At 62.6% G+C, this 20,962-nt stretch carries 23 protein-coding genes and 1 tRNA gene; 18 read left to right on the top strand and 6 right to left on the bottom strand.

Translation table 11 applies throughout. The features are described from left to right. The first annotated feature begins 162 nt into the window (after positions 1–162). Both A0W34_RS25500 and A0W34_RS25495 read left to right on the top strand, forming a co-directional pair. The gene (locus A0W34_RS25500) at positions 163–909 is read left to right on the top strand and encodes a CoA transferase subunit A (RefSeq protein WP_030536554.1); all 747 of its coding nucleotides are present in this window, start codon (positions 163–165) and stop codon (positions 907–909) included. Continuing rightward, a complete protein-coding gene (locus tag A0W34_RS25495; protein ID WP_007730017.1) occupies positions 906–1,553 on the top strand; it encodes a CoA transferase subunit B in 648 nt (215 codons plus the stop codon). The genes A0W34_RS25500 and A0W34_RS25495 overlap by 4 nt, the downstream gene beginning before the upstream one ends. Positions 1,554–1,616: 63 nt before the next feature. Here A0W34_RS25495 and A0W34_RS25490 read toward each other — a convergent pair whose 3' ends face one another. Next, positions 1,617–2,495 (bottom strand): AraC family transcriptional regulator, encoded by an 879-nt coding sequence (locus A0W34_RS25490; RefSeq protein WP_081558476.1) that lies wholly within the window; start codon positions 2,493–2,495, stop codon positions 1,617–1,619. Positions 2,496–2,649: 154 nt separating this feature from the next. Here A0W34_RS25490 and A0W34_RS25485 point away from each other — a divergent pair, with 154 nt between their 5' ends. The 4 genes from A0W34_RS25485 (at position 2,650) to A0W34_RS25470 (ending at position 6,751) form a co-directional block, all read left to right on the top strand. Beyond that, positions 2,650–3,222: a peroxidase-related enzyme gene (locus A0W34_RS25485; protein ID WP_081558475.1), complete on the top strand. Its 573-nt coding sequence runs from the start codon at positions 2,650–2,652 to the stop codon at positions 3,220–3,222. 133 nt (positions 3,223–3,355) lie between these two features. Further along, positions 3,356–5,053: a hypothetical protein gene (locus tag A0W34_RS25480; RefSeq protein ID WP_081558474.1), complete on the top strand. Its 1,698-nt coding sequence runs from the start codon at positions 3,356–3,358 to the stop codon at positions 5,051–5,053. Further along, entirely contained in the window at positions 5,025–5,642 is a 618-nt protein-coding gene (locus tag A0W34_RS25475) for a sortase domain-containing protein (RefSeq protein WP_081558473.1), read from the top strand. Before A0W34_RS25480 ends, A0W34_RS25475 begins: the two co-directional genes overlap by 29 nt. Positions 5,643–5,668: 26 nt before the next feature. After that, a complete protein-coding gene (locus A0W34_RS25470) occupies positions 5,669–6,751 on the top strand; it encodes a M20/M25/M40 family metallo-hydrolase (protein WP_058037939.1) in 1,083 nt (360 codons plus the stop codon). On the opposite strand, the gene A0W34_RS25465 is transcribed toward A0W34_RS25470, so the two are convergent. Next, positions 6,712–7,737: a LacI family DNA-binding transcriptional regulator gene (locus tag A0W34_RS25465; protein WP_003939717.1), complete on the bottom strand. Its 1,026-nt coding sequence runs from the start codon at positions 7,735–7,737 to the stop codon at positions 6,712–6,714. The two genes, A0W34_RS25470 and A0W34_RS25465, sit on opposite strands and share 40 nt — an antisense overlap. A 234-nt stretch (positions 7,738–7,971) precedes the next feature. On the opposite strand from A0W34_RS25465, the gene A0W34_RS25460 reads away from it, so the two are divergent. The 8 genes from A0W34_RS25460 to A0W34_RS25425 are packed head-to-tail and all read left to right on the top strand — an operon-like array spanning position 7,972 to position 14,947. After that, on the top strand, positions 7,972–8,814 hold the full coding sequence (locus tag A0W34_RS25460) for a BtpA/SgcQ family protein (protein WP_003940276.1): 843 nt from the start codon (positions 7,972–7,974) through the stop codon (positions 8,812–8,814). Between the two features lie 2 nt (positions 8,815–8,816). Beyond that, positions 8,817–9,716: a PfkB family carbohydrate kinase gene (locus tag A0W34_RS25455; protein ID WP_042924967.1), complete on the top strand. Its 900-nt coding sequence runs from the start codon at positions 8,817–8,819 to the stop codon at positions 9,714–9,716. Next, positions 9,713–10,720 carry a substrate-binding domain-containing protein gene (locus tag A0W34_RS25450; protein ID WP_019745494.1) on the top strand — a complete coding sequence of 336 codons (1,008 nt, stop codon included), beginning with the start codon at positions 9,713–9,715 and terminating at the stop codon, positions 10,718–10,720. Before A0W34_RS25455 ends, A0W34_RS25450 begins: the two co-directional genes overlap by 4 nt. A gap of 2 nt (positions 10,721–10,722) precedes the next feature. Further along, on the top strand, positions 10,723–11,493 hold the full coding sequence (locus tag A0W34_RS25445; protein ID WP_003939830.1) for an ATP-binding cassette domain-containing protein: 771 nt from the start codon (positions 10,723–10,725) through the stop codon (positions 11,491–11,493). Beyond that, positions 11,490–12,533: an ABC transporter permease gene (locus A0W34_RS25440; RefSeq protein WP_081558472.1), complete on the top strand. Its 1,044-nt coding sequence runs from the start codon at positions 11,490–11,492 to the stop codon at positions 12,531–12,533. Before A0W34_RS25445 ends, A0W34_RS25440 begins: the two co-directional genes overlap by 4 nt. After that, positions 12,488–13,579 carry a phosphotriesterase family protein gene (locus A0W34_RS25435; protein WP_232329924.1) on the top strand — a complete coding sequence of 364 codons (1,092 nt, stop codon included), beginning with the start codon at positions 12,488–12,490 and terminating at the stop codon, positions 13,577–13,579. Before A0W34_RS25440 ends, A0W34_RS25435 begins: the two co-directional genes overlap by 46 nt. After that, a complete protein-coding gene (locus A0W34_RS25430; protein WP_081558471.1) occupies positions 13,572–14,324 on the top strand; it encodes a glutamine amidotransferase in 753 nt (250 codons plus the stop codon). Before A0W34_RS25435 ends, A0W34_RS25430 begins: the two co-directional genes overlap by 8 nt. Then, on the top strand, positions 14,321–14,947 hold the full coding sequence (locus tag A0W34_RS25425; protein ID WP_058037937.1) for a TenA family protein: 627 nt from the start codon (positions 14,321–14,323) through the stop codon (positions 14,945–14,947). Before A0W34_RS25430 ends, A0W34_RS25425 begins: the two co-directional genes overlap by 4 nt. Before the next feature lie 97 nt (positions 14,948–15,044). Here A0W34_RS25425 and A0W34_RS25420 read toward each other — a convergent pair. Both A0W34_RS25420 and A0W34_RS25415 read right to left on the bottom strand, forming a co-directional pair. Continuing rightward, positions 15,045–15,118 (bottom strand) — tRNA-Met (locus A0W34_RS25420). Positions 15,119–15,171: 53 nt separating this feature from the next. Continuing rightward, on the bottom strand, positions 15,172–15,882 hold the full coding sequence (locus A0W34_RS25415) for a FadR/GntR family transcriptional regulator (RefSeq protein WP_042446958.1): 711 nt from the start codon (positions 15,880–15,882) through the stop codon (positions 15,172–15,174). Positions 15,883–15,980: 98 nt separating this feature from the next. On the opposite strand from A0W34_RS25415, the gene A0W34_RS25410 reads away from it, so the two are divergent. Genes A0W34_RS25410 through A0W34_RS25395 form a run of 4 tightly spaced genes read left to right on the top strand, consistent with a single transcriptional unit; the run spans position 15,981 to position 19,744 of the window. Continuing rightward, positions 15,981–16,730 carry a (Fe-S)-binding protein gene (locus A0W34_RS25410; protein WP_081558470.1) on the top strand — a complete coding sequence of 250 codons (750 nt, stop codon included), beginning with the start codon at positions 15,981–15,983 and terminating at the stop codon, positions 16,728–16,730. After that, the gene (locus A0W34_RS25405; RefSeq protein ID WP_081558469.1) at positions 16,727–18,247 is read left to right on the top strand and encodes a LutB/LldF family L-lactate oxidation iron-sulfur protein; all 1,521 of its coding nucleotides are present in this window, start codon (positions 16,727–16,729) and stop codon (positions 18,245–18,247) included. The genes A0W34_RS25410 and A0W34_RS25405 overlap by 4 nt, the downstream gene beginning before the upstream one ends. Continuing rightward, a complete protein-coding gene (locus A0W34_RS25400; protein ID WP_081558468.1) occupies positions 18,244–18,870 on the top strand; it encodes a LutC/YkgG family protein in 627 nt (208 codons plus the stop codon). The genes A0W34_RS25405 and A0W34_RS25400 overlap by 4 nt, the downstream gene beginning before the upstream one ends. A gap of 58 nt (positions 18,871–18,928) precedes the next feature. Beyond that, positions 18,929–19,744 (top strand): mycofactocin-coupled SDR family oxidoreductase, encoded by an 816-nt coding sequence (locus A0W34_RS25395; RefSeq protein ID WP_081558467.1) that lies wholly within the window; start codon positions 18,929–18,931, stop codon positions 19,742–19,744. A gap of 6 nt (positions 19,745–19,750) precedes the next feature. On the opposite strand, the gene A0W34_RS25390 is transcribed toward A0W34_RS25395, so the two are convergent. Both A0W34_RS25390 and A0W34_RS25385 read right to left on the bottom strand, forming a co-directional pair. Beyond that, positions 19,751–20,389 carry an LON peptidase substrate-binding domain-containing protein gene (locus A0W34_RS25390; RefSeq protein ID WP_064073901.1) on the bottom strand — a complete coding sequence of 213 codons (639 nt, stop codon included), beginning with the start codon at positions 20,387–20,389 and terminating at the stop codon, positions 19,751–19,753. Next, entirely contained in the window at positions 20,389–20,865 is a 477-nt protein-coding gene (locus A0W34_RS25385; protein WP_003940372.1) for a DUF309 domain-containing protein, read from the bottom strand. The genes A0W34_RS25390 and A0W34_RS25385 overlap by 1 nt, the downstream gene beginning before the upstream one ends. Between the last annotated feature and the right edge of the window lie 97 nt (positions 20,866–20,962).

The raw sequence follows: 20,962 nt of genomic DNA, 5'->3' as shown, positions 1-20,962 counted from the left end.
CGTCGTTCGGTTACGTGAAGTTGTTCGCAATGTGTACATGTGTTGCGCTCTGCGAACAGAATAGTTCGTAGATGTGACCCAGGCAATGCCGGGGGCGAAAAATGTTCGTTATGCGGACGGGGGTTCACAATACGTACGGGTCGCGCTACTGTGATCGACATGATGGACAAAGTCATTCCCACTGCTGCCGAGGCCGTCGCCGACGTGCCGGACGGCGTCACGATCGCTGTCGGAGGTTTCGGGCTCGTCGGAGTGCCGGAAATCCTCATCGATGCGCTCCTCGAGCAGGGCGCGACATCACTCGAAACGGTGAGCAACAACTGCGGCACCGACGGGTTCGGGCTCGGAGTGCTTCTGGAGAAGGGGCGTATCCGTCGTACTGTCAGCTCGTACGTCGGCTCCAACAAGGAGTTCGCGCGTCAGTACCTTTCTGGTGAGCTGGAAGTAGAACTCACGCCGCAGGGCACGCTCGCCGAGCGCATGCGCGCCGGGGGAGCGGGCATCCCCGCGTTCTTCACCCCGGCCGGCGTCGGCACCCAGGTCGCCGACGGCGGCCTGCCACTGCGTTACGACGGCAGCGGCGGCATCGCAGTTGCCAGTCCGCCCAAGGAAACTCGTGACTTCGACGGCGTCACCTACGTGATGGAGCGCGGCATCGTCGCCGACTATGCACTGGTCCATGCCTGGAAAGGTGACCGGCATGGCAACCTCGTCTACCGCGCGAGTACCCAGAACTTCAATCCGGCTGCAGCAACGTCGGGGCGCATCACCATTGCGCAGGTCGAGCACCTCGTAGAGCCGGGTGAGCTCGACCCCGCCGAGATCCACACGCCGGGCATTCACGTTCAGCGTGTTGTCCACGTCGGCCCCGTGACGGTCGGCATCGAGAATCGGACGGTACGAGCATGACTTCTGTACTACCCACCAAACTTACCCGCGAAGAGATGGCGGCCCGCGTCGCGCGCGAACTCGAGGACGGGCAGTACGTGAACCTCGGCATCGGTATGCCGACGCTGGTTCCGAACTACCTCCCGACCGATATCACCGTTGTATTGCACTCGGAGAACGGCGTTCTGGGCGTGGGGCCGTACCCGACCGAGGACGAACTCGATCCCGAGCTGATCAATGCGGGCAAGGAGACCATCACCGTTCTCCCCGGTGCGTCGTTCTTCGACTCCTCAGCGTCGTTCGGCATGATCCGCGGCGGCCAGGTTGACGTTGCCGTGCTCGGTGCCATGCAGGTCAGTGCCACCGGAGACCTCGCGAACTGGATGATCCCTGGCCACATGGTCAAAGGCATGGGCGGCGCGATGGATCTGGTCCACGGCGCAAAGCGCGTCATCGTGATGATGGAGCACGTCTCGAAGAAGGGTGAGCACAAGATCGTCGAGGAGTGCTCGCTTCCGCTGACCGGTAAGGGCTGCGTCCAGCGAATCATCACCGACATGGCCGTGATCGACGTGACTGACGACGGTCTCCGCCTGGTGGAGACGGCGCCGGGCATCAGCGTCGAGGACGTGGTTGCTGCTACCGGAGCGAAACTGATTCTTTGACAGTCTGTTTCATCTGATGGCTCAGCCGCCGGGTCGTGACTTCCATCCGACCTGGCGGCTGTTTTACGCCCCGACGTCGCTCGGCTCGCTCTCGACCGGAATCCAGAGCTCGAACCGTGCGACGGTGAAATCGTCGTTGTATTCGGTACGCATGATCTCGGGACCAGGTACGGAGCGAAAAGGGTTGGCAGGGAACCATTCCGTGTAGATATCTCGCCACAAATACTGCACAGATTCGATTTCCGACCCGTCGGCGGTGAAGACGGCCCACGTGTGCGCGTCGACCGTCAGCGCATCGAAACCCGTGGGTGAAGGTTTGCCGGTGACCACTCCCAGGTAGTAATCCAGTTCTGTGCCTTCGGTTCTGGGATGCGCCAAATTGTCGACGACACTGACGATTCCCGCCGGGTCCTGATCGGAGAGCTCGCGCAACCCTCGCAACGCAACCTTGTCCACGGAGCGGGTGAAATCTTCGATCGCAGAATTGGGACCTTCGTGAACCAATGGAACCCGGGTCTTGAACCCGACTACCGTCAGGGCAGGTTTGTCCACAAGCATGTAGTCCATCGGTGTGGCTCCTTCCAGTGTCACGTGAATGACAAGTTTCTGTTGGGATTTGAGAACGGCGGGAGCGCGTTTGACCGCGCCGGGGCTCACGCCGTGAAATGCGGTGAACGCTCGTGTGAAGGCCTCCGCGGACGAGTAGCCGTACTTCACGGCGGTCTCCAACACTCCTGATCTACTGACGGACAACTCGGCACCGGCTAGGGTGAGTCGACGTCGACGGATGTATTCGGATACGGGAATGCCGGCCAGGGCCGAGAACATCCTCCGAAAGTGATACTCCGAGGTGGTTGCCAGCCTTGCCATCTCGGCTGTCTCGATCTCGTCGCTCAGATTGCTTTCGATGTAGTCGAGCGCGCGGTTCAGTCCGTCGATCATCGTGTCTTCCTGTTCACGGGTTTCACGCTACGCAGATCACTTGGGCCGTACCCGACTATCCGTGCCCGAAAAAGTAGGGCAGGAAATGCATCTGGACAACTCAGTTAATCATCATTATCTTGAATCGAACATCGATGGTTGACCAGGAGGCACAGTGAGCACCCGTTTTCCGCAGGCTGAATTGACCGAGGTGCCCGAGGACATCGCCGCCAAGATTCTCGAGATCCAGGAGAAGTCGGGGTTCGTGCCCAACGTCTTCCTGATGTTCGCTCGGCGCCCAGCCGAGTTCCGGGCATTCTTCGCATACCACGACGCGATCATGCTCAAGGAAGATCCCGCACTCACCAAGGGTGATCGAGAAATGATCGTCACCACGATCTCTGCGGCCAACAAATGTACGTACTGCGTTGTCGCGCACGGCGCAATTCTGCGTATCTACGAGAAGAAGCCGTTGGTTGCCGACCAGGTTGCGGTCAACTATCGCACCGCAGAGATCTCCGATCGTCAGCGCGCGATGCTCGACTTCGCCACCAAGGTGAACTCCGCCTCGCACGAAATCGCCGACGCCGACTTCGACGCCCTTCGTGTGCACGGCTTCGGCGACGAGGACGCGTGGGACATCGCCGCGATCACTGCATTCTTCGGGCTGAGCAATCGCATGGCGAGCTTCTCCGGCATGCTGCCCAATCCGGAGTTCTACCTGATGGGGCGCGTTCCGCGGTCCTGATTCCTGCGGTTAGCGCAGCAGCTCTCAATTTTTCGGACCGACCGGTCGTAACGTCTGGAAGTCAGCCGACGAAGTAAAGGCTGTCCACGCCGGAATTGCCGTCTTCGTAAAGAAGGCCGAAAGGTTGAGCGCTATGTCGGAGAAGTCCATCGCCCATTCTCGGAGGGTCCGCTCTGCGGCCGCCGGTGCCGTACTAGCTCTCGGATTGGCGGTGGGCGGCACGGGAATTGCATCGGCAGAGCCGGAAACCGTGTGTACCCCGAGCGCTGATCCGCTGGTGACCTGCGCCGAGGAAGAGGCAGCTGCCACCACCGACGCCGACGCGGCGACGAGCACCGAGACCACGCCGGAGAAGGTTGAAGCCGGGGTCGCGGGCACGGGCAGTGCCGAAACCGCTGGTACGGACGCTGCAGCACTGGCGGAAGCCGAAGCAAAAGCCAAGGCAGCTGCCGACGCGGCAGCGAAGGCCGCCGAAGCAGCCGCGACGGCAGGGGTCGACTCGTCCGCAGCGACAGACACTTCGGTGAAGGCGACCGAGGCAATGACCCAGGCGAGCGTCGAGGCAACCAAGGCGGCGGTCGAATCGACCAAGGCCAAGGCGGAGGCCGGGGCCGCGGAACAGTCTGCCAAGGAAGCCGAAGAGGCAGCCAAGGTTGCGGAGTCCGCGGCGGCCGATGCGAAAGAGGTAGCAAAAACAGCTCAGGCAGAAGCCGACGCGGCCGCAGCCAAGGCTGCTGAACTCGAGGAGGCTGCGAAGGCCGCCGGTTCGGGGCCCAAGACCGAAGAGGCAGCAAAGGCGCGCGCCGAGGCTAATGCTCTGCAGGCCAAGGCCGATGAGGCGAAGGCTGCCGCGGATGCAAACGCCAAACTGGTAGCGGACAAGAACAAGGAAGCCGAGGAAGCCTTCAAGAACTGGGATTTCGCGAAGGCAGCCGTCGCTAAGGCTCAGGCGTTGGCCGCAGCTTGGAATGCCAAGCAGCTCGCGATCACCGTCAAGGAAACTCAGAAGGTGGCCACCGCCGCTGAAACCACGGCCAAGGCAGCCGAGTCCGCAGCTGCCACCGAGGTAGAAGCTGCTACCGCCGCCCGTAAGGCCGCAGATGAAGCGGCGGCTACTGCGGCTTCCGCGCAGAAGGATGCCGACGCTGCGCAGAAGGCCGCGGAGACGGCCCAGGCCGAAGCCGATGCTGCGGGCGAGGCTGCCACCGACAAGCGAGCCATCGCCGACGAAAAGGCTGCCGAAGCCGCCAAGAAGGCCGAAGCTGCCGAAGCGGCGAGCAAGAAGGCGCAGGATCTCTACCTGGCCGCCGAAGACGCGAAGGCGGCGGCCGACGCCGCGGCAGCAAAGGCCAAGGAAGCTCAGGCCGCTGCAGCCGCCGCAAAGGCCGAAGCGGATGCAGCGCAGAAGATCGTCGACGAGCTCAAGGCAAAGGGCGAGAAGGAGATCGACAACGGAACAGGCGTCGGCGGTGAAGTGATCATCGGTGAGCACACCGACGACGGCTCCGGGGTCACGAAGGTCGACGAGACCACCGCTGTAGTGAACAAGACCGGCGTCAAGCTGGTCGGCTACTACAACAACAAGGGAGCCTTCGACGTCGTCGACTACTACGTCACCGATGCCGACGGCGATCCGGCGCTCGCCGGAAGCCTGCCCCCGGTCGACCTTGCTCTCGGTGACACCGCAAGCAGCAGCACCAGCGGTAGCAGCAACTCCAACCTGCCGGCTGTATTGATCGGCGTCGGAGTCGTGGGCGCTGCCGCCGCAGCAGCTACGACGGTGGTTGTTCGTCGCAAGCGTCATGACGGCCCGGGCAACACGTCTGCGTAGCGCCGGTCTCTCGGCGGTAGCGATCCTCGCCCTCCTCGTATCCGGATGTTCGGGCGAGAACGCGGGATCGCTACCTGACCGCTCGCCGGTGCAGTCGCATATCGCGGCTGCACCGGCTTCGGTGACCGTCGATCCGGCAGAACCCGAGAGGATCGAGTTGAGGTCTGCGTCCGGGGTCACGTACCTGAGCAGTCCGTTGCACTCGGAGAAACTGATGCGCGGCGGCGAGAGTGGGCAGCAACTGAATCCCGTCGACGAACTGCCGGTGTGGTGGGGTGAAAGCGGAATGCCGGGAACGTCGACCACACAAACAGTTGTCGTGGTCGGCCACAACTACACCACTCGCGAAGCACCGTTCCGGGCGCTCCGGGTAGTGCAGCCGGGCGATCGAATTCTCCTGGGTACACCGAACGGCACGCTTGAGTACGACGTCGAAACAGTCGGACCGCTGCACAAAGGTTCGCTGCTGGGCGCTCACGAGTTGCGCGAATCGGTTCCGGGACGGCTGATCCTCGCCAATTGTGATGTCGTCGAAGGAGAGTCGACCGACGACAATTACGTCGTCATCGCCCAGCTGGCAGCGCACTGAATCCGTGGCAGTGCAAGAATAGGTACATGGATTCCCTCGGACTTCTCTCGGAACTGGTAGCTCTCGACACGGTCTCGGGGGAGGCCGCTCCTCAACGGCGGGCGATGGATTCGATTGTCTCGTTGGTTCTCTCACGTGCGCCACAGGCGAAGGTGGAGTCAGACCTGACCGGCAATCATCCCTGGGCCTTGATCACCAACGAAGCTGCACCCTCGGCCGCGAGACTACTGTTCGCCTGCCACGTGGACACGGTGCCAGTGGGCACTGTCTCCGACTGGGAGTTCGACCCGTACGCCGCACAGGTCGACGGCGAATTGTTCCTCGGCAGAGGGACATCGGATATGAAGGCCGGCCTTGTTGCCGCTACTGCCGCGGTTGTCGAAGCCTTCGAACGTGGAGTCCCGGTCGCGCTGTTGCTGACGAGCGACGAGGAAATCGGATCGCTCGGGGCTGTTCGTTCGGCCGACGCCGTGGCGAATCTCGAGGTCGGGGCCGTCATCGTTCCCGAGGCGACGGGCAACCGAATCAACCTGGGGCACCGCGGCGCACTGTGGCTCGAAGTGTCCGTCAAAGGAAAAGCCGCGCACGGGAGTACACCGCAGCGAGGAACCAACGCCGTCCTCAAACTGCTTGACGTCGTCGACCGAGCCCGGCGTGAGCTTCCGCTGTCGTCCGACGCGTTTCTGGGTGCCGAAACCTGGAACCTCGGCTTGGTCGGCGGGGGTTCGGCTCCGAACATCGTGCCGGACAGTGCACGTGCGGTGATCGATCACCGCACGGTGGGAGACGGCGCCGACCTGCTCGCGTGGTGGCGAGCCCAACCAGAAGTCGACTCGGTGGAGACGTCGATTCATCTGGGAGGTGTGCGTACCGACGCGTCGGACCCGTGGTTGGCCACCCTGCCTATCCCTGTTGCAACCGAACCGGTTTCGTACTTCACCGACGCTTCGGTACTGGCCGCCGCCGCCCCTGGTGCTCCCGTCGTGATCTGGGGCCCTGGCACTCCCTCGCTGATGCATGCGGCCAACGAAAGCGTCAAGGTTTCCGAACTGGACGATGCGATCGCTGCTTACGGTGCGGTTGCCGCCGCTTGGCCGACGGTGGACTGACGGACAATCAGTTCAGGAGCAAGCGCGATGTGGGCTGTCGACTCGGAAGAGTTGTTCATCGCCTGATCCAGAAGTCGCACAGCTTCTTCCGCGATTCTTTCCTGCGGCTGCCCGACGGTGGTCAACGGTGGGTTGCACAATTCGGAGAATGGGATGTTGTCGAAACCGGTGACCAGAACGTCGCCGGGAACGTCGATGCCCAATGTGTGACACGTCTGCAACACGCCAAGTGCGATCAAGTCGTCGGCGCAGACCAGGGCGTCGGGGCGAGTTTTGCCGGTCAGGATGATGTTGGATGCCGTGCGCCCCCACTCGATCGAGTACTCGCCGAGTTGTGTCCACTCGTCACGAGTTTCGATGCCCATTCGATCCGCGTGGCGGAAGAAGCCGGCCCGGCGAAGTTCTGTTGACGAATTGGTCAGCTCGGAACTGATGAAGGCGGCTGATTGCGCGCCACGCTCCGACAGATGCTCCATCACCAGGGATTGAGCGGCGTCGTCGTCGACGCCGACCCAGTCCGTCTGGGTATCCATTGCAAACCGGTCCAGTTGAACGACCGGAAGCGTTGCCGCGCTGGCTCGGACGGCTTCTGCACTCAGTTCGCCGTGGCACGGGCTGATGATGATTCCGTCCACTTGCCGGGAGACGAGCGACTTGAGTCGCTGCGCTTCCACGTCGGGATCGGAACGAGAATCGCACAGGAACAGTTGTAGTCCGCGCCGAGCGAGGACGTGTTCGACGTTGACCACCAGCGAAGTGAAGAAGGGGTTCGCGATACTCGGAACCACCATTCCGACAGTGTCCGTCCGATTACGACGCAGCGAGCTGGCGATGATGTTTCCCGAGTATCCGAGAGAATCCGCGGCTCGTTTGATCGTCGCTGCAAGCTCGTCCGAGACAGGGCGGGATCCGGACAGTGCCCGCGACACGGTGGCCGTCGACACCCCGGCCAGTTCCGCGACATCGCGAATGGTCGCCTTGCGCATGCGTCCCCCGTTTTCTGCTCGATTCGGGTCCGAGGTTATCGAACCGCACGGTCCAGTGTCCCGCATGTAACGCGATTGAGGCAATCGTTTACAAATTCGAATTGTGAAATCCTTGACACAACCCGGTGTTGATCGCATAACCTGCTAATTCATCAAGGCAATCGATTACATCGTGTGCAGATCTTGTGCATGGACATACAGCGCAAATCTTGCGCATGGAATGGGGTAGCTGAAGTGACCGCATCACCGCTCGGAGTCTTTCCGCCCAAGCCCTCGGCGCTGGCAGAGATGTTCACCGGCACGCCATCTCTCATCGGGGCCATTCACCTCCCGGCCCTGCCGGGCAGCCCGCACTACACCGGGCAGCCGGTTTCGGAAATTGCTCGCTTCGCCGTCGAGGAAGCACACGCGTATGTCGACAACGGTTTCGACGGTGTGATCGTCGAAAATCACTGGGACATACCGTTCCTCAAGCCCGGCGAACACGGATACGAAACCGCCGCCAGCATGGGAGTCATCACGGCAGCGGTGGTCGGCGAGTTCGGCAAGGCGGTCGGCGTCAGCATCCTGTCCAACGCCGGCGAGTGCGGAGTGGCCGCAGCGTGGGCGGCAGGCGCGAGTTTTGTGCGCGTCAATCAGTGGGCAAATGCCTACATTGCCAATGAGGGATTCATCGAGGGTCAGGCGGCCAAGACGACGCGCTTCCGCCATCGCATCGGTGCCGACCCGGTCCGGATCTTCGCTGACGTGCACGTCAAGCACGGTGCGCATGCCATTGTCGCGGACCGCACTGTCGCGGAACAGACCGAAGACGCCGAGTTCTTCGACGCAGATGTTCTGATCGCGACGGGTTCGCGCACCGGTGACGCCGCTTCGGTCGACGAGGTTTCCGTGATCCGAGACAACACCGTTCTTCCCGTGATCATCGGATCCGGCATCACGGCTGCCAATGTCGCAGCGCTGATGAAGGAATGCGACGGCGCCATAGTTGCATCCTCGGTGAAGGACAATGGACGCTGGTGGGGACGGGTCGCAGGCGAGAAGGTCCGCGAACTGTCCCGGGCCGCAGGAAAGTAACCATGATTGTCTTTTGTGGATACGCCAACAACGATGTGACGGTACATGTCCCACACGTACCGGTACTCGGTGAGCGCGTTCAGGCAACGGCCATCAGTCAGATCGACGGTGGAATGAATGCAAATGCTGCGGTATCCGCGGCCAGAATGGGCGCGCAAGTGATCTTTGCCGGTGCCGTGGGCCCGGACGCGCGGTCCACCGAGTTTCTCGAATCCCTCGAGGCAGATGGCGTCGACACCAGTTGGTCGCCGCGAGATGCGTTCCTGTCGACGGCAGTTGTTCTCATCGCGCAGGACGGCGATCGCTCCATCATCAGCCAGGACGACCCGAACGATGCCGAACGCATCGGAGTTGTCGTCACCCGATTGGCCGCTGCCGGCGGTGGACGACTGTTCCTCGACGGATACCGTGCGGTCTTCCTCCCGGATGAATTACCGGGAAGCGTAAGTCTGGTAATCGATCTGGACGGTTGTGAAAACAAGGCCGCGGCACTGCGCGCGTTCGCTCTGGCCGACCACGTCGTCGTAGGGCGTGCCCTGTGGGAAGGCGAGTTCGGGATCGGTTTCGACCAGTGGCAGACTCTGGCCGCCGAGCACCACACCCACCTGCTGGTGACCGACGGCTCGCGAGGTTGGACACTGGCCACACCGGACGGCGAGGTGACGAGCGAACCGGCAGTAGTGGTCGACGTCGTCGATGCAGTCGGGGCCGGTGATTGCTTCGGCGGTACGTACATCGCTTTTGTCGACGCCGGGCGCTCACCGGTGGACGCCGCACGACTCGCCGGGGCATCGGCTGCATTGGCTTGCGCCACCGCAGGCCCCCGCGGATGCCCCACCCGAGATGAATTGGACAGCTTCACAGCAACATTGACCCCTCACACCCTTTTGGAGACTCGATGATGAAACGTGCATTGCCTCTGGCGCTGGGAGCTGCAGTCGCGCTCACGCTCACCGCTTGTGACTCGGCTTCGTCGAGTGACTCGAAGGACGCATCGGGGGGCTCGTCCATCCCGCAGCCGACCCGGGTCGCCGAAAGCTGTGACGGGACGAACGGCAAGCTCAAGGTCGGTCTGGTGACCATCAACCTCCAGGCGCTGTACTTCAACCAGATCAACAATGCCGCGAAGAACGTCGCGGACAAGGCAGGCGTCGACCTGCAGATCATCAGCGGCAACGACGATTCCGTCGCGCAGGCCAACGCCTTCGACAATCTGATCGCCGCCGGAGTCGACGCGATCATCGTCGATGCAATCGACACGGACGGAATCAAGCCGTCGGTGGTCAAGGCCAAGAACGCGGGCATCCCCGTCGTCGCGGTCGACGCGACCATCGACGATCCGGCACTGTCGACTCAGGTCGGTACGGCCAACGCCGAGGGTGGCGCCAAGATCGGAAACACCTTGGCCGACGTCGCGAACAACACCGGAACGGTCGGTATCGTCGGCGCGCTCAACAGTACTGTCCAGTTGGAGCGGCAGAAGGGCTTCACGGAGACCGTGACCGGCCGCGGAATGACCGTCGGCACCGTCGTGGACGGACGTAACATTCAGGAGAACGCACAGACCGCAGCGGAGAACCTGCTGACCGGCGGTGGCGACATGAAGTACGTCTACGCAACCGGTGAGCCGGCACTGATCGGTCTCGTCGCGGCGGTCAACAGTCAGAAGGCGCAGGATCGCATCGAAGCAGTCGGTTGGGATCTTTCGGATCAGGCGGTAGGCGGACTCAAAGCCGGTTGGCTTAAAGGCGTGGTCCAGCAGAACACCTTCGAATTCGGCCATGAGGCAATGAATTCGGCAATCGACCTGGCTTGCGGACGCGGCGCTCCGGCAAACATCCCGGTTCCCACCCAGATCGTGACCCCGGAGAACGTGGCCGACTACATGTACTACTTGGAGAAGTAATCATGGCACCTCCACTGATCGAACTCTCGGGCATCACCAAGTCGTACGGACCGGTGAAGTCCCTTCAAGGAGTGGACCTTCGGCTGGCGAAGGGTGAAGTACTCGGAGTGGTCGGCGACAACGGCGCCGGTAAGTCCACTCTGATGAAGATTCTCGCCGGTGCGGTTCAGCACGACGGCGGCGAAATGCGCGTCAACGGTGAACCAGTGCGCTTTTCGACGCCTCTCGACGCCCAGCAGAAAAAGATCGGAATCGTCTACCAGGATCTGGCTCTGTGCGACACGCTGGACGTCGCCAGCAACCTGTTCCTCGGCAGAGAACCGCGAAAAGGCCCCTTCCTCGACCGGCATGCCATGCACGAGAAGGCGGCTCACATTCTTGCCGACCTGCATGTCAAGGTGAAGTCGACCTACCAGGAGATCGGGCAACTGTCCGGCGGACAGCGGCAAACCGTCGCGATCGCCCGCGCAGTCTCCTTCCGCCCAGACGTACTGATCCTCGACGAGCCCACCGCAGCGCTTGCCGTCGCCGAGGTCGAGTCGGTGCTCAAGCTGATCACGGACGTCGCAGCGGCCGGCGTGGGCGTCATTCTCGTGACACACCGCCTGCAGGACCTGTTCCGCGTGTGTGACCGAATCACGGTCATGTACGAGGGGCAGAGTGTCGACGACGTTCCGATCGGCGACCTCAACATCGAGTCCCTCGTCGGACTCATCACTCGAACTCCGGTGCCGCAACGGACATCGGCAGCAACACAGGGAGCCACGGCATGACCACTCTCGAGAAGACCCAGGCGCCGATCGAGCGCAAGCTCGCCGCGAAACCCTCCTTGTGGGACAGCGTCAACAAGCCCACCCTCGCGATGCTGGCGGTGACAGTTGCTGTCGCAGCCGTCTTCTCGGCGACCACGTCGTCGTTCCTGACATTCACGAACCTGTCGAACCTGGCAACCCAGATCGCTCCGGTTCTGATCATCGCGGTGGCGATGACTTTCGTGATCACGGCAGGTCAGATCGACCTGTCCGTCGGTGCGATCGTCGCGTTCGTCGCGGCGATGAGTGCCGAGCTTATCCAGGCCGGCGTCGATTCGTCCCTGGTCTTCGTCGCCGCCCCGGTGATGGGTGCGGCCTGGGGCCTGGTCAACGGATGGCTCGCTGCCTATCAGGGCATTCCGCCGTTCATCGTGACTCTGGCGACGATGTCCGTCATTCGCGGTATCGCGCTGTATCGGACCGAAGGATTCTCCGTTCCGGTTCCGGCCGACACTTACTTCGCGAAGCTCGGAACTGCTGAGTTCCTCGGGTTCTCCGCCAGCGCCTGGATTGCTCTCGTCGTCGTGGTCATCGGAGCAATTGCGCTCAACCGCATGCGCTTCGGGCGCTACGTCACCGGTATCGGGTCCAACGTCGAATCCGTGCGACGGTCCGGCGTCAACACGCGTCGTGTGCTCATGATGACGCTCGTCTTCACCGGCTTGGCTGCCGGTATCGCGGGACTGCTGATCGCGGCTCGACTGGGCTCGGGTTCGGCCAACTCCGCAACGGGATTCGAGCTCACGGTGATCACCGCGGTGGTTCTCGGTGGCACCAATCTCTTCGGCGGTCGCGGCACCGTGATCGGTACCGTCATCGGCGCCGTCCTGACCGGAATCATCGCGAACGGACTGACCCTGCTCGGCGTGAGCCCGTTCCTGACGCCGATCATCACCGGTGTCGTTCTGCTACTGGCCATCTGGATCAACATGCGCGGACATACACTGAGCGCGCTGTGGCGATACCTGCAGTCCGCACCGTCGGGGCCTGCACGCTCATGAGCAAGGTTCGTACTGTCACGGGAACTGTGGACAGCTCGGAACTCGGACTGGTTCTCCCACACGAACATCTGCACAACGACGTCACCGGTGCGTACACCGAGGCCCCGGATCCGGTTGTGGCACAGCGGTTGGCCGGTCCGGTACGCGCCGAGGATGCCTGGCTTCTTCACGACAATCCGTACTACAGTCTCGACAATTGTCGAGTCGACGACGCAGCGGCCGTGGTGGAAGACCTTGTGGACTTCGCCCGCCTCGGTGGTCGGACGATCGTCGATCTGACACCGCCGGGACTGGGCCGGGCACCGGAGAAGTTGGCGGAGTTCTCGCGAAAGTCAGACGTGCGAGTGATCATGGGTTCAGGGTGGTACCTCGAGACGACCCATCCGGTCGAGGTCCACGAACTCGGTGTCGACGATCTGGCAGGTTCGCTCGTCGAGGAGTTCGATCCGGCAAAGGAATTGGCTCCGGGAGTGATCGGGGAGATCGGCGTCTCCCCGCTCTTCACTCAGAACGAGGCGAAAGCGTTGCGGGCGGCGTGCATTGCTCAGCGCGAGGTGGACGTGCCCCTGTTCGTCCACCTTCCGGGCTGGCAGCGCGTGGGACATCACGTCGTCGACATCGTGGTCGACGAGATGGGCGTCGATCCGCAAGCAGTGGTGCTGTGCCACATGGACCCGTCCGGACACGACGCCGACTACCAACGATCGCTCGCCGACCGCGGTGTCTTTCTCGAATTCGACATGATCGGGATGCCTTTCGATTTCCCCGGCGAGGGTCTTTCGCCGCATCCGGCGGAAACAGCCACTGCGGTAGCCGGATTGGTCACCTCCGGTCACGCATCACAGCTCCTGCTCAGTCACGACCTCTTCCTCAAATCAATGCTCAGAAAGCACGGCGGAAACGGATTCTCCTACGTACCACTCGCCTTCGCCGCCCGGTTGGTGCGCGCAGGCGTAGATCCCCAGCAAGTGTCCGCGTTGATGCGAGACAACCCGAGGTCGCTCTTCGAGCAGGCCGCGAAAGGAAACAGAAGCAGTCATGGGTAAACGAGTACTGATTGCCGGCGAGAGCTGGATGACGACGTCGACGCACGTCAAGGGCGTCGACGAGTTCAGTGTCCATTCCTACGTCGAGGGAGTCGGTCCGCTTCGGGATGCGCTCACCTCACGTGGCCACGACGTGACACACATGCCCGCACACCTGGTGCCGACGCAGTTCCCCGGCACCGCAGAAGCATTGTCCCAGTTCGACGTCGTCGTTCTCTCCGACATCGGAGCGAACTCGCTGCAGTTGGCTCCCGGTGTGTTCGACCAGTTCCGCGCCGGCGAGGATCGCCTTGTCGCGCTTCGTGACTGGGTCGGTGCGGGTGGCTCGCTGATGATGATCGGTGGCTACCTCTCGTTCTCCGGATTCCAGGCGCGAGCAGCTTTCCGGCAGACCGCGATCGCCGAGGTACTGCCCGTGACGATGCTGGCCGAAGACGATCGCGTCGAGACACCGGCTGGGATCGTTCCCACCGTCGTCGATGCTGCTCACCCGGCTCTCGGTGGTGCCGGCGATTCCTGGCCGGCGCTCCTGGGATACAACCGCGTCGTCGCGAAGGACGGTGCCGTGGTTCCCGCCACCATCAACGGCGATCCGCTTGTCGCTGCCGGTGAATACGGCGCCGGACGGTCGATCGTCTTCACCTCGGACTGCTCGCCGCACTGGGCTCCGCCGGAGTTCTGTGAGCAGTGGCCCGGATACACCGACCTGTTCGACGGCTTGATCAGTTGGGTCGCCGGCGAATGAGTCGCTCCTCAGACCTGCTCGCGCGGCAGCAGAGTAATCTCGCTGCCGCGCGGGCGGTTCCATTCATCGAGGACACCATCGGCGGGACGTTGAGTGATGAGGGATTCCGCCGGTACCTCGTGATCGAAGAGGCATTCGTACTGACGGCCGTCAAGGTGTTGGGGTTGGTGGTCGCCGAATCCCCGACGCTCGACGACGCGCTCGACCACGTGACGTCGATGTCGAACCTGGTGGGCGAGCAGCGCGAGTATTTCGCGCAGTTGCGTTCCCGCTTCCCGTACGAGGGTGACGCAGCGGCGCTGGTCGAGGAGTCGGCCGTGCTGTCCACGCACGCCTTGACTCTCGCTCGCGAAGAGGGCAGGGCGGCGGCGCTGGTGGGCATGTACGCCGCGGAAACCCTGTATCTGTCGTGGTGCCGGGAGGCGGCGGCAGTGAAGGTAGATCGCGAACCAGCGTTGCAGGACTGGGTGGACATGCATGTCGCTCCGCCGTTCGTGTCTCAGGTGGCGGTGCTGGCGTGCGAGGTGGACGCCATGCCCGAGTCCGTCACCGACGAGGACCTGGATCGGTGGTTCTCCGGCATGCTGGTCGCAGAGATCGATTTTCACAACGTGGTGGTGTGAACCACTGCTGTGCGCCTTTATTAACCCCCGGCGGTTAATAAAGGCGCACAGCAAAAGGCCCGTAGGTCGCTTTCGCAACCTACGGGCCTCTTCTTTGTAGCGGGGACAGGATTTGAACCTGCGACCTCTGGGTTATGAGCCCAGCGAGCTACCGAGCTGCTCCACCCCGCGTCGGTGTGAAACCAACAGTACACGACTTCTGGAGGCGCAATTACCACCCCCTGTCACCGGCCGGAGTGGGCGCTTTCCGAGTAGTAACCGCGGATGTGGCCGACTATGCGCTGACGTGCGAGTTCGCCGTCACCCGCGTTGACCGCATCCACCAATCCTCGGTGTTCGTCACGCAGTCGCATGCAGGTGCTCGGCCAGCTGTCGATCTGGACGCCCGCGAGAACGTAGGCCTCGATGGACTCGCGCAGGCCGGTCATCATGGCTGCGATCACCTGATTGCCCGCCGCGTCGGCGAGCGCCACGTGGAACTGCGCGTCGAGTAGCAAGAATTCCTCGGCCGAGAGAGCTGCGTCCTCCATCGAGTCGAGCAGTTCGACGGCCGCGCGGAGGTCGGGTGTCGGGGTCCGCGATGCCAGGGACTGCATCACCTCGGATTCGAGAACGAGTCGTGTCTTCACCACATCCGAGACCGGAAAGCCTTGTGCTGCAACCTGCATCCGCATCAGCATGGTCATACCGCCGGTCGGTTTGGCCACGATCATCGCGCCGGACGTCGGGCCGGAGCCAGTCTGCGCCTTGAGGAGGCCGAGTGCTTCCATGACCCGCAACGCTTCTCGGACCGATGACCGTCCGACGCCCAACTCTGCTGCCAGAATTCTCTCTCCCGGCAGGCGCTGGCCAGGAGACACCTCGCCTGAAACGAGCCGACGTTCGAGGTGGCTCAGTACTTGTTCCCACGCTCGCGGGCTCGGCTCGGTCGGCATGAGGCAAGAGCATAACCGGGTGGACGCCGTTTATGGGGTGGCCTGTACGGGGATGTATTACTGTGGTCAGACCACACTGACAGATTGCGGGGAACCACATGCGAGTAGCGCTGTTCGCCACCTGCATCGGGGACACGATGTTTCCCGACGCCGTCAAGGCCACCGCCCTCCTGCTCACCCGTCTCGGGCACGACGTCGTGTTTCCGTCCGGGCAGACCTGCTGCGGGCAGATGCACGTCAATACCGGCTATCAGCCGGGCGCACTACCGCTGGTCGCGAACTACGCCGATACCTTCGGTGATGCGTCGATCGACGCCGTTGTCGCACCATCGGGGTCGTGCGTCGGCTCGGTCCGTCATCAACACGAGATCGTCGCCGAGCGCTACGGCACCGCGTCGCTGTGTGGACAGGTGCAGACCGTGAAGGCAAAGATGTACGAGCTTTCCGAATTCCTCGTGGACGTTCTCGGGGTCACCGATGTGGGCGCGTACTTCCCGCACCGGGTCACCTATCACCCGACCTGTCACTCACTGCGCATGCTGAGGGTAGGGGACAAGCCACTTCAGTTGCTGCGCAACGTCCGCGACATCGATCTGGTCGAACTCCCCGAAGCAGATTCCTGCTGTGGATTCGGCGGCACCTTCGCCATCAAGAATGCGGAGACTTCGACGGCCATGCTGGCGGACAAAATTCGCCACGTTGCGGACACCGGCGCCGAATTCTGCAGCGCCGGAGACTCGTCCTGCCTCATGCACATCGGCGGCGGTATGTCACGACTGCAGATGGGCGCCAAGACCATTCACCTCGCGGAGATTCTGGCGTCGGTGGAAAGCCGGGTGCACGCATGAGCGCTGTGACGCTGGGTCTGCCCAGCTTCCCGCCGAGGTCGCCCGAGGGTGCAGGGTTCCTGCGAGGTACTGAGAAATTCCCCGTCGCAGCACATCACGAGCTGGCCAACGCGCAACTGCGACGCAATATCGGCAAGGCGACGCACACCATCCGTGCCAAGCGCATCAACGTGACTGGAGAGCTTCCCGATTGGGAAGACCTGCGTGATGCGGGTTCGGCGATCAAGGCCGACGTCATGGCGCGGTTGCCGGAACTGCTCGAACAGTTCGAAGCTGCAGTCATCGCGCGCGGTGGGCAGGTGCATTGGGCGGCAGATGCCAACGAGGCCAACGCCATTGTGACCGAACTTGTCAAAGCCACCGGCTCCGACGAGGTCATCAAGGTCAAGTCGATGGCCACGCAGGAGATCGGTCTCAACGAGCATCTCGAAGCCCACGGAATCACCGCCTACGAGACCGATCTCGCGGAATTGATCGTCCAACTCGGCCATGACAAACCGTCGCACATCCTGGTTCCCGCGATCCATCGCAACAGGTCCGAGATTCGGGAGATATTCCTTCGTGAGATGCCAGATGTCGATCCGAACCTCGGGGAGAACCCGGCCGAACTTGCCGCAGCTGCACGAAAGTTCTTACGCCACAAGTTCATGACGACGCCGGTCGCCGTCTCCGGCGCCAATTTCGGCATCGCGGACACGGGCACTCTGACCGTCGTGGAGTCGGAGGGCAACGGGCGAATGTGCCTGACGCTGCCGAAAACACTGATCACCGTGATGGGCATCGAGAAGATTCTGCCGACGTATCAGGATCTGGAGGTCTTCCTGCAACTGCTGCCGCGGTCCTCGACGGGGGAGCGGATGAACCCGTACACCTCCATGTGGACCGGCGTCACGCCCGACGACGGTCCACAGGAGTTCCACCTGGTCCTCCTCGACAACGGTCGGACTGCCGCGCTTGCCGACAAGATCGGGAGGGAAGCCCTGAGCTGCATACGGTGCTCGGCGTGTCTGAACGTGTGCCCGGTCTACGAGCGCACCGGCGGTCACGCCTACGGATCGACCTATCCGGGACCGATCGGCGCGGTGCTGACTCCGCAGCTCGCGGGCATGCATGGCAAAGACGATCCCAACTCGACGCTTCCCTTTGCCTCGAGTCTGTGCGGTGCGTGCTTCGACGCCTGCCCGGTCAAGATCGACATACCCTCGCTGCTCGTCGAATTGCGGCACCAGAAGGTCGAGCAATCCGGTGTCACAGCAGAGTCTTTGGCGATGAAAGCCGCCTCTCTGGCGATGTCGACCGAGGGACGGTGGACGTTGGCTCAGAAAGCTGCCGGGCTCGGACGCGTCGGGGCCGGCAGGAAAGGGAAGATCTCTACGTTGCCACCTCCATTGAACGGTTGGACAGCTGCCAGAGACATTCCCGCACCGCCCAAGCAGACCTTCCGATCCTGGTGGGACTCCGACGAAGGCCGCGCGGCATTGGACGAGGCTCGTCGTGACGGGAAGGCGGACAGATGAATTCACGTGAAGTGGTGCTCGGACGCATTCGTGATGCCATCACCTTGGCGCCCGCCCGCGAAGGCGAGATACCGCGAAACTACCGGACTGGCAGAACCATGTCCGACGAGGAACTCATCGATTTGTTCGTCGACCGTCTGGTGGACTACAAGGCGCACGTTCACCATTGCGCTGCAACAGAAATCGCCGAGGCCGTCACCGGAATAGTGAGAGAGCACGGACTACACACTCTGGGGATCCCCGCCGGCCTCGACCGATCATGGGTAGCCGGATTCGACGGAACGCTGGTGGTGGACAGCCCGGACGTACCGGCTCCTGAACTCGAGAACCTCGACGCCGTTGTCACCGGCTCGAAGGTATCGTGTGCCGAAACCGGCACCATCTTCCTCGACGCCGGTCCATCACAGGGACGCCGTGCGTTGACACTGGTACCGGACACACACATCTGCGTCGTGTATCGCAGCAGTGTGGAAGTGGGAGTGCCGGAGGCGATTGCGAAGCTGACACCGGAGCGCCCCACCACCATGATCAGCGGCCCGTCGGCGACCTCCGACATCGAACTCGAGCGCGTCGAAGGTGTCCATGGTCCGAGGAATCTTCACGTCGTCATCGTCGACGGTTGATTCCCGTCGAGCGGGAACTCGGAGGCAGCGGGCCACATCAGCGTCTAACGTCCCGGCCATGACACAACTGTTGGCAGGCAAGGTCGTTTTCATCACCGGTGCAGCGCGGGGTCAGGGACGCAATCACGCGATTCGACTCGCGCAGGAAGGTGCAGACGTCATCGCTGTCGACGTGTGCGCGTCGGTGTCCGAAGACGTGGGTTACGCGGCCGCGACTGAAGCCGACCTCGACGAAACGGCTCGTCTCGTGCGAGCGGAGGGGCGCGAGATCGTCACCGCTGTAGCGGACGTCCGTGACCTCGAGGCGCTGCGGGCGGCGGTGGCGTCGGGCGTCGACAAGTTCGGTCGCCTCGACGTCGTGATTGCCAATGCGGGCATCGCTACGTGGAACCGTTTCTGGGAGATGCCTGAAGAACAGTGGTCGACGCTGGTGGACATCAATCTCAATGGTGTCTGGCGCACGATGACAGCTGCGGTTCCTGCAATGATCGAAGCCGGCAACGGTGGTTCCATCGTGATTGTGAGCAGTGCTGCCGGCGTCGCCGAAGCGCCCGGCTGCGCGCACTACTCGGCGGCCAAGCACGGCCTCGTGGGTTTGGCTCGCACTGCTGCAACGGAATTGGGAAGCTTCGACATTCGAGTCAACACCATCCACCCTGGCGCGGTGGAGACCGAGATGGGCAACGATCCCAACGTCGGTAAGGTACTCACTACTCATCCGGAGTACATGAACTCGTACAAGTGGCCGCTCACGTCCGTCCCGCGCACCACCGTCGAGGACATCTCCAACGCTGTTGTCTACCTCGCGACGGACCTCTCCCGCGCGGTCACCGGGACGAAGATCGTCATCGACATGGGTCAGACGATGGCGTAGTTGCGCTCAGAGGAGATTGAACTGCGCGACCTCGATGGTGTTCTCGACTGCCTCCGAGAGTGCGCGAATACGTTCGTCGGCGCCTGGCGCGGTCAAAATCGCCAGGCGATCGGCGTCACCCATCGGAATGCTCCTGGCGAGGGCATACAGCCGAGAACCCAGCGGATCCAAGGGATCCGGTGGGACGGGCATTCGCGGAGTCTGTTCGCCGGCCCGAAGTGCGAGCTTTCCCAACATTCCGTACATGAACTCGATGCGCTCGAGGAGCGAGTCGTATTCGTAAGCAGTGACTGGTGTTCCGTTGTTCTCGTCAGGCCACAATTCGACCTCGGCAAGTGGGTAGGGATCGTCCGGCAGCCATCGATTGACCCGGATGCGGTCTTCGGTCCGGCAATACAACTGATACCGCCCGGCACCCATGGCGACATGAGACTCGATCCGAGCCAGAGTGCCGACGTCGTGACGTGATTCGCCGCCACCGACCTCGTGGCCACGAGCGATGAGCACTACTCCGAACAGTGGGCCGTCGGCAGCTTCGAGAACGTTCTCGACCAGTGCGCGATACCGAGGTTCGAAGATGTTCAGGGGCAACACCTCACCCGGTAGCAAAGCGGAGCCGAGCGGAAACATGGGGAAGATGGGCATCAGGGGATTCTCAACCTCGGAATCGGAGGGGCGGGGAAATCGCCGGGGCGATCGATTTCGGCGAGCAGGTGCTCGGACCACGTCAGTAGACCGGGGATATCGAGGCCGTGCGGACTCTCGACCTCGTAGTGCCTGATGCGGTCGTGACCCTGGCCGAGGAGTGAGACGGCGCCGGTGTTGTTGCCCCGAAGCAGATGGGTGAGCCCGACGGCCAACTGAGCCAGTCCCTGCCACAGGTCACGTTCCTCGGGCGGCGCGCTTTTCCACGTTCCTTCGAGAATCTCGTGTGCGTGGAAAGGCATACCGTGGTCGAGGAGGCGCTGCGCCTCGGTGATCGACTCGTCTGGTGGCAGGCGTACATCGTCCGGAATGCGCGGGACACCGCCCGCTGCGTCGCGTGGCAGTGGACGTCCGAGTCCGTCACGGGGCCGCGAATTGAGGGGTTTCCCAGCGGCGTCCCGGTCGCGTTCGGTCATACACTCAGCCTAACGGCAGCGCCTCGGCCGAACTCGCCAAAAGTTTTTTCGAGTCGCCTGTCGATTCCGGGGAGAACCGTTCGTCGTCATGTTGTAA

The organism is Rhodococcus sp. BH4 (assembly GCF_002079265.1).
In the GTDB taxonomy this organism is placed as follows: Bacteria; Actinomycetota; Actinomycetes; order Mycobacteriales; family Mycobacteriaceae; genus Rhodococcus_F; species Rhodococcus_F qingshengii.
Note: the sequence above shows the minus strand (reverse complement) of the source record. Positions and strands in the feature narration are given on the sequence as shown.

What these genes read in the sequence shown, in the direction of transcription:
- A0W34_RS25500 (WP_030536554.1), top strand. Translation starts at nt 163, where the DNA reads ATGGACAAAGTCATTCCCACTGCTGCCGAGGCCGTCGCCGACGTGCCG.
- A0W34_RS25495 (WP_007730017.1), top strand. Translation starts at nt 906, where the DNA reads ATGACTTCTGTACTACCCACCAAACTTACCCGCGAAGAGATGGCGGCC.
- A0W34_RS25490 (WP_081558476.1), bottom strand. Translation starts at nt 2,495, where the DNA reads ATGATCGACGGACTGAACCGCGCGCTCGACTACATCGAAAGCAATCTG.
- A0W34_RS25480 (WP_081558474.1), top strand. Translation starts at nt 3,356, where the DNA reads ATGTCGGAGAAGTCCATCGCCCATTCTCGGAGGGTCCGCTCTGCGGCC.
- A0W34_RS25475 (WP_081558473.1), top strand. Translation starts at nt 5,025, where the DNA reads ATGACGGCCCGGGCAACACGTCTGCGTAGCGCCGGTCTCTCGGCGGTA.
- A0W34_RS25470 (WP_058037939.1), top strand. Translation starts at nt 5,669, where the DNA reads ATGGATTCCCTCGGACTTCTCTCGGAACTGGTAGCTCTCGACACGGTC.
- A0W34_RS25465 (WP_003939717.1), bottom strand. Translation starts at nt 7,737, where the DNA reads ATGCGCAAGGCGACCATTCGCGATGTCGCGGAACTGGCCGGGGTGTCG.
- A0W34_RS25455 (WP_042924967.1), top strand. Translation starts at nt 8,817, where the DNA reads ATGATTGTCTTTTGTGGATACGCCAACAACGATGTGACGGTACATGTC.
- A0W34_RS25450 (WP_019745494.1), top strand. Translation starts at nt 9,713, where the DNA reads ATGATGAAACGTGCATTGCCTCTGGCGCTGGGAGCTGCAGTCGCGCTC.
- A0W34_RS25445 (WP_003939830.1), top strand. Translation starts at nt 10,723, where the DNA reads ATGGCACCTCCACTGATCGAACTCTCGGGCATCACCAAGTCGTACGGA.
- A0W34_RS25440 (WP_081558472.1), top strand. Translation starts at nt 11,490, where the DNA reads ATGACCACTCTCGAGAAGACCCAGGCGCCGATCGAGCGCAAGCTCGCC.
- A0W34_RS25430 (WP_081558471.1), top strand. Translation starts at nt 13,572, where the DNA reads ATGGGTAAACGAGTACTGATTGCCGGCGAGAGCTGGATGACGACGTCG.
- A0W34_RS25425 (WP_058037937.1), top strand. Translation starts at nt 14,321, where the DNA reads ATGAGTCGCTCCTCAGACCTGCTCGCGCGGCAGCAGAGTAATCTCGCT.
- A0W34_RS25415 (WP_042446958.1), bottom strand. Translation starts at nt 15,882, where the DNA reads ATGCCGACCGAGCCGAGCCCGCGAGCGTGGGAACAAGTACTGAGCCAC.
- A0W34_RS25410 (WP_081558470.1), top strand. Translation starts at nt 15,981, where the DNA reads ATGCGAGTAGCGCTGTTCGCCACCTGCATCGGGGACACGATGTTTCCC.
- A0W34_RS25405 (WP_081558469.1), top strand. Translation starts at nt 16,727, where the DNA reads ATGAGCGCTGTGACGCTGGGTCTGCCCAGCTTCCCGCCGAGGTCGCCC.
- A0W34_RS25400 (WP_081558468.1), top strand. Translation starts at nt 18,244, where the DNA reads ATGAATTCACGTGAAGTGGTGCTCGGACGCATTCGTGATGCCATCACC.
- A0W34_RS25395 (WP_081558467.1), top strand. Translation starts at nt 18,929, where the DNA reads ATGACACAACTGTTGGCAGGCAAGGTCGTTTTCATCACCGGTGCAGCG.
- A0W34_RS25390 (WP_064073901.1), bottom strand. Translation starts at nt 20,389, where the DNA reads ATGCCCATCTTCCCCATGTTTCCGCTCGGCTCCGCTTTGCTACCGGGT.
- A0W34_RS25385 (WP_003940372.1), bottom strand. Translation starts at nt 20,865, where the DNA reads ATGACCGAACGCGACCGGGACGCCGCTGGGAAACCCCTCAATTCGCGG.